At 69.9% G+C, this 5,941-nt stretch carries 6 protein-coding genes and 1 pseudogene; 4 read left to right on the forward strand and 3 right to left on the reverse strand.

Annotation, left to right across the window (positions count from 1 at the left end):
* Positions 1 to 229: 229 nt before the first annotated feature.
* Positions 230 to 1,708 carry a glutamate--cysteine ligase gene (locus tag AB0F81_RS50100; protein WP_360211349.1) on the forward strand — a complete coding sequence of 493 codons (1,479 nt, stop codon included), beginning with the start codon at positions 230 to 232 and terminating at the stop codon, positions 1,706 to 1,708.
* Here the strand turns inward: AB0F81_RS50100 and AB0F81_RS50105 are convergent, their stop codons facing one another.
* Entirely contained in the window at positions 1,709 to 3,001 is a 1,293-nt protein-coding gene (locus AB0F81_RS50105) for a Hansenula MRAKII killer toxin-resistant protein 1 (RefSeq protein ID WP_360211351.1), read from the reverse strand.
* Between the two features lie 152 nt (positions 3,002 to 3,153).
* On the opposite strand from AB0F81_RS50105, the gene AB0F81_RS50110 reads away from it, so the two are divergent.
* Complete coding sequence (locus AB0F81_RS50110) at positions 3,154 to 3,879, forward strand: PASTA domain-containing protein (protein WP_360211353.1); 726 nt, start codon at positions 3,154 to 3,156, stop codon at positions 3,877 to 3,879.
* A gap of 2 nt (positions 3,880 to 3,881) precedes the next feature.
* On the opposite strand, the gene AB0F81_RS50115 is transcribed toward AB0F81_RS50110, so the two are convergent.
* Positions 3,882 to 4,184: a hypothetical protein gene (locus tag AB0F81_RS50115; protein WP_360211357.1), complete on the reverse strand. Its 303-nt coding sequence runs from the start codon at positions 4,182 to 4,184 to the stop codon at positions 3,882 to 3,884.
* A gap of 628 nt (positions 4,185 to 4,812) precedes the next feature.
* On the opposite strand from AB0F81_RS50115, the gene AB0F81_RS50120 reads away from it, so the two are divergent.
* Positions 4,813 to 5,031, forward strand: a complete 219-nt coding sequence (locus tag AB0F81_RS50120) for a DUF397 domain-containing protein (RefSeq protein ID WP_360211359.1) — start codon at positions 4,813 to 4,815, stop codon at positions 5,029 to 5,031.
* Positions 5,032 to 5,185: 154 nt separating this feature from the next.
* Positions 5,186 to 5,638, forward strand: coding sequence for a hypothetical protein (locus AB0F81_RS50125; RefSeq protein WP_360211355.1), 453 nt, complete (start codon positions 5,186 to 5,188; stop codon positions 5,636 to 5,638).
* 61 nt (positions 5,639 to 5,699) lie between these two features.
* Here the strand turns inward: AB0F81_RS50125 and AB0F81_RS50130 are convergent.
* A pseudogene (locus tag AB0F81_RS50130) lies at positions 5,700 to 5,941 on the reverse strand (hypothetical protein); the annotation flags it as partial.

Raw genomic sequence — 5,941 nt, forward strand, 5'->3', positions numbered from 1 at the left:
TGATCGCCATCAAGGACAACATCCACAACGTGGGTGAGGCCATCCACCAGCTGGGCTGACCACCTGCGAAAAACGTCACCTGTCGCGGCGCCGCGCGGGACTCCCGTGCGGCGCCTCGGCTCGTCTGGCGGTCCTCCCGTGGGGATGGCAGGGTGAACCGAGCGCAATCGTTCGTTCACAGAGCGGTGATCGACAGTCCGTTTCATCCCCGGTCGTCCGGGAGGGGTCCATGGGCAAAGATCTGGTGAACGCTGTCTTCTCGCCACACGACCGGGTGCGGTTCCGGCGCAAGGTGCGTGACTGCCTCGACGTTCTGAGCCGGATGCTCGACGCCGACGCGTTCGAACCCGGCAGCCGGACGACCGGGCTGGAGATCGAGATCAACCTGGTCGACGCGGACGCCGACCCGACCATGCGCAACGCCGAGATCCTGGCCGACCTGGCCGACCCACGGTTCCAAGCCGAGCTCGGCAAGTTCAACCTCGAGTTCAACGTGCCACCGCGGTCGATCGCAGGCGACGGCCTCGGCGACTACGAGCGGGACATTCTGGACGGTCTGCGCTGCGCTGCCGAGTGCGCCCGCAAAGGCGAGAGCCGCCTCGCCCTGATCGGCATGCTCCCCACCCTGCAGCCCGAGCACCTGGTGCTCGGCAACCTCTCCGCCGGCGAGCGCTTCAAAGCCCTGAACACCGAGATCATCGGGGCCCGCGGCGACAACTTCCGGATCGACATCGACGGCCACGAGCGGTTCCGCGGCAGCAGCGACTCGATCGCGCCGGAGTCCGCCTGCACCAGTGTGCAGTTCCACCTGCAGGTCGCGCCGGCGGACTTCGCCCGTTTCTGGAACGCCTCGCAGGCCATCGCCGGCGCGCAGGTCGCGCTCGGCGCCAACTCACCGTTCCTGCACGGCCGGCGCCTCTGGGCGGAAACCCGCATCGCCTTCTTCGAGCAGGCCACCGACGCCCGGCCGGACGAGTTCAAAGCCCAGGGCGTACGACCTCGTGTGTGGTTCGGGGAACAGTGGATCTCCTCGGTCCGCGACCTGTACGAGGAGAACATCCGTTTCTTCCCGCCCCTGCTGCCCGAGCTCAGCGACGAGGACCCGGCCGCGGTGTGGGCGGCCGGCGGCATCCCGCAGCTGTTCGAGCTGCGCCTGCACAACGGCACCGTCTACCGGTGGAACCGGCCGGTCTACGACGTGTCCGGTGGCCGTGCCCACCTGCGCGTGGAGAACCGGGTGCTCCCGTCCGGCCCGACCGTGGTCGACCTGCTGGCCAACGCGGCGTTCTACTTCGGAGTCGTCGGCGACCTGGCCGAGGAGGAGGACCCGATCTGGTCCCGGCTGGAGTTCCCGGCCGCGGCCGAGAACTTCCGGTCCGGCGCCCGCGACGGGCTCGACGCGACCGTGCACTGGCCCGGATCAGGGAGGATCCCGGTGGCCCGGCTGATCCAGGAGGCGCTGCTCCCCCGGGCGTACGCCGGCCTGGACCGATTCGGCGTGCGGCCGGCGCAGCGCGACCGGTTGCTCGGCATCGTCGAAGGCCGGTGCCGCACCCGGCGCAACGGCGCCACCTGGCAGACCGCGGTGGTTCGCCACGCCGAGCGGGAGCACGGCCTGGACCGGCCGGCGGCGGTCCGGGAGATGACCCAGCGCTACCTCGACCTGCAGCGCACCAACGAGCCGGTGCACACCTGGCCGGTGGGCTGACTACTTGGCCGGCGGCTTCTCCGCGTCGTCCGGGTTGATCCGGGCCACGGTCGGCTGAGCCGGCGGCGGGGTGATCGTCGCCTTCCTCGGCTCCGGGGCGCGCTTTGCCGGCGGCTCCGGGGCGCGCTTCGCGGGCGGCTCCGGGGCCCGCTCTGCCGGCGGCTCCGGAGCGCTCTTCGCCAGCGGTTCCGAAGCGCGCTTTGCCGGCGGCCGGGGTGCTGGGGCGACCTCGGGCACCTTGGGCGCGTCCAAGCCGAGCAGCGACTCACCGGCATCGGGCTTCTTCGCCGGTGGGACGGCGCGACCGGTCACCTTCACCGGCGTGCTCGGTGCGGGAATGCTCGGGGCGGGCCCGGGCTTGCCGGTGGCCGTCAGGTCGACGGTCTGGTCGGCGTCCGCGGGCCTGGGCGCGGCATCCCGCCCGGCCCGGGCCCGCCGGCCCTGCTCCAACGCCACGGTCAGCGCCGATCCGCCCAGGCCGGCCAGCACCGCATAGGGCGCGATCAGGTAGGCCGACTGCAGCGGGCCCATCGCCGCGGTCAGCTGCGGCGCCAGCACCAGGAACGAGAACGCGACCAGCAGCGGGCCCACCGCACCCGAGATCGCGGTGCCCAGGCCGAACTCGCCCCGGCGCGCCGCCGGCCAGGCCGAGACGAGACCGATGACGAAGGCGGCGACCAGGGTCAGCAGCGCGCTCGGCCAGTAGATCCCGCCGTACCGGATCGGGCTCACCGACTCGGCGAACTGCCAGCTGGTCAGATAGGTGGCGAAGTCCCGGCCGCTGGCCAGCTCGGCCGCCACGCCGGCGATGGCCAGCGCCCACAGCCAGATCGCGGTGCCGATCAGGTTGGTCGCGACCGGGCTGGACGACACCGCCCAGAAGGCGACCACCAGTCCGGCGAGCAGCCCGAACAGCGCGTAGCCACCGGCCACCACCTGGGGGGAGAGGGTGTCCGCACGTACCGCTGAGCGAGCGGGAAGCGCGACCAGCGCGACCGACACCAGCGCGCCGAGCGCGGCCGAGGCCGCCAGCAGGAAACGCCAGAGGGCGCGCCAGCGCCCGGGCCGGTCCGGGCGCATGCGCCCGGCGATCACCGCACCCAGTACGGTCGCACTCGCCGTGATCCAGGTGGCCCAGCCGAGACTGCCCAGCCAGACACTCTCCGCCTCGGCGGCGGTCGTCGGCCAGGTGATCACACCGAGCCCGTAGCCGAGACCCAGTTGCGCGGCGCCCGCACCAGCCGCGATTCCGGCCGCGGCGGATGCCTGTGTAGTCCAGCCCTTCTCGGCCATGCCGCGCACTGTACTGGCAGCCGCCGATGTCAGGAAATGCTCGCCGAGGTGGCCTGTGCCGCTTACCTGGACGGGAAAACCCCATGTGGCCGCAAGATTCGATACGTTGACGCTGCGACGAGCGCGGATGTGAGGAGCGGAAGGAACCGGCGATGCCTGAGGAGCGTCCGGAAGATCGGGACGGCGCTGCGCCGCGTCCGGACGAGACGCGCCCGATGCCAGCCGCGGACGCCACCGAGATCCAGCCGAATCAGCCGTCCGGGGGTCCCCGATCGGATGACGGGGACAGCGAGGTGTGGTCCGGGCGGGCCGCCGTGCGACCGCCCCGGCGCGGCGACCCGGAGTACACCGAGGCCGACTGGGCCGACTTCGGCCCGGCCGAGCAGCAGGGCCGGTGGTGGAGCCCGATCGCGGTCGGTGTCACGGCATTGGTGCTGCTCGGGCTCCTCGGCTTCGGGGTCGCCCTCATCGTGCAGAACACCGGTGGCGACGACGACGCCGAGACACCCGCGCCGACGCCGACGACGCAGGCCACCACGCAGCGCGAGAGCCGTGGTCCCAACCGGACGGCGCCGCCCACCACGACCCAGTTCGAGAGCACGGTCCCGACCACCGAGCCGGTGGACACCGAGGTCACCGTGCCGGCCTTGCGGGGCATGCCGCTGGAGGACGCGAAGGCGGCGCTGGAGCGGAGCGGACTGACCTACCGGGTGATCCGGCGCAGCAGCGACGCTGAGCCGGGCACGGTGATCGACAGTGATCCGCCGGAGGGGCGGCTGGTGCCGTCAGACACCCGGATCACCCTGGTGGTCGCGGCCGAGAACACGGCCGAGCCGAGCGCGTCGTCGTCACCGGCGACGGCTCCGAGTGGTAACTGAGATCAGCGATTCGCGCGTACCGGCCGAGCCGGCATCGCGCCTGGCCTGGCCGCCGGCTGGCGACCGTTGCGAGCGCGCGGATCGGGCGCCTTGCCCACCGGGCGCAGGCCGTTGACCTGCACGAAGATGGAACGGCGTTCGACCGCGTCGCCGGCTGCGTTGAGCTCGTATCCGTCGAGCCAGACCCAGCCCTCGTACGTCGGCCAATCATGAACCCGGATGACCCGGAAGAGCATCGGTGATGCGAATTGGACGCTGGCCGCTCTCGTCACGTGGATGACATCACCGGACCGAGGAAGAACCACGTCATCTCCTGCCCTGAGACTCGTGTGGGGTGGAAACAGATGGACAACTTCCTGACACAGATGCACCAGTGTGCCCCGCTGATGCACCTTTGCAACCCTTCGATGATGCCAACCCTCAGACCATCGAAGGCGGTTGCGGAACGTCACCATCGCCGATCACACCACCCGGGTCGGGCGAAGGTCCAGACAAGACCTTCAGTGCTTCGGCGCCCCGTGTGCGGACGTCGTTTCGCCGTGTTACGCCTGAGTTGATCGCATCTCTCAAGAACGTTGAGTGATGCAAGCCATACGGAAAGATTGCACCACCAGTCTTGTCGATGCAAGTTGCATGTCAGCCTTCCGTGATCCTCCGTGATCACTGAGTCAGGTTACCCCGGTGGAATTCCCGGAATAGACATTGAATACGGACAAATCTGGAGCGGATAGTCCAGATTGTTCGGACATCCTGGACATTACGTGCTGAGCTGCGAGAACAAGCCCCGACTATCGGATCCGCCCGATGGGTGACACCGACCGGAAAATCGGGCTGCGGGTCCGCGTCCCGGTGTGCGGGCCGTCGTTACAGATTCAGGACGATCCAATCGATCTCCTACCACCCCCCGATGTCGGCGAAGGAGTCGTAGTGGAAATCCAGACGAAGGGATTCCGGCTCGATCTGAGCGGTGCGCAGTGGTTCAAGAGCACCCGCAGCGGCGCGAACAGTGACAACTGCGTCGAGGTGGCGTTCGTCGGTGAGGCGATCGCGGTGCGCGACTCGAAGAACCCGGCAGGCCCGGCGCTGATCTTCACGCCCGCGGAGTGGGACGCCTTTGTGGGCGGCGCCAAGGACGGCGAGTTCGATCTCTGAGCGTTTCCCGTCACGGCCGGCTCATCGGAGCCGGCCGTCGCTATTTGCCCGATTTCGCCGTCGCTGTGTGCGACTCGCCTCGTTGAAAGCTCTAAGCGCGGACCGGACCGCGCTGATGGCCGGGACGGATCACTGAACGAGGCAAGGCAGAGAGATGACTATTGGCTCCGAGAACCTCAGCAACGGTTCGTCGACGGCGCAGGACCGATTCAGCGGCGGCGTCAGCGCGTACCGGCAGAACCGCCGGGAGGCAGCGTTGACCGGGGAGAACACTGACGGCGAGCTGGTCTCGCGCAGCAGCTCGGGCCTGCCGACCCGATCACCGGGACGCTCGCACAGCATCGAGCCGACCAGTGCGCTGGACCGGGCGGCTCAGCTGCCCTCGCTGGACCTGCAGGGTCTGACCGAGCCGGTCTTCGGGCCGGGCAACTGGTCGGAGAGCGCGCCGGCGAACGAGTCGATGGCGGACCACCCGCTGCTGCGTGGACTGCTCCTGGAACTGCCGGCACGCGGCACGCTGCCGGCGTCGGACTGGCTCGACCGCTGGTTCGAGGCCGCACGCTCCATCTTGGAGCTGCTCTACGTGCAAGAGGCCAAGAAGCCGTAACACGGATCAGCGTGCTGATCTCGGATGCGATCCACACCCGAGATCAGCACGCTCGGTCTTTTCAGCGGGCGTCGGCCGGGACGCGGTCGCGGCCGCGGCTCAGCGGCGCCATCACCAGCGGGGCCAGCCGGCTGTGCCGCAGCGCCGCGCGGATCCCGATCGCCAGCACGGCGACCGCGACCGCGGTGAGAGCGATGCCGGCGACTCCCGACGCGCCACTGCCGGGCAGGTCCACCAGGCGGGCGGCGATCGGCAGGCCGATCACCGCGGTCAAGCCGGTGACCTGCAGCGGAGCGGCCACCA

This window comes from Actinoplanes sp. NPDC024001 (assembly GCF_040638955.1).
Lineage (GTDB): Bacteria > Actinomycetota > Actinomycetes > Mycobacteriales > Micromonosporaceae > Actinoplanes.

Excerpts from the sequence above, each read along its gene's own strand:
- AB0F81_RS50100 (WP_360211349.1), top strand. The coding sequence starts at position 230 with ATGGGCAAAGATCTGGTGAACGCTGTCTTCTCGCCACACGACCGGGTG.
- AB0F81_RS50105 (WP_360211351.1), bottom strand. The coding sequence starts at position 3,001 with ATGGCCGAGAAGGGCTGGACTACACAGGCATCCGCCGCGGCCGGAATC.
- AB0F81_RS50110 (WP_360211353.1), top strand. The coding sequence starts at position 3,154 with ATGCCTGAGGAGCGTCCGGAAGATCGGGACGGCGCTGCGCCGCGTCCG.
- AB0F81_RS50125 (WP_360211355.1), top strand. The coding sequence starts at position 5,186 with ATGACTATTGGCTCCGAGAACCTCAGCAACGGTTCGTCGACGGCGCAG.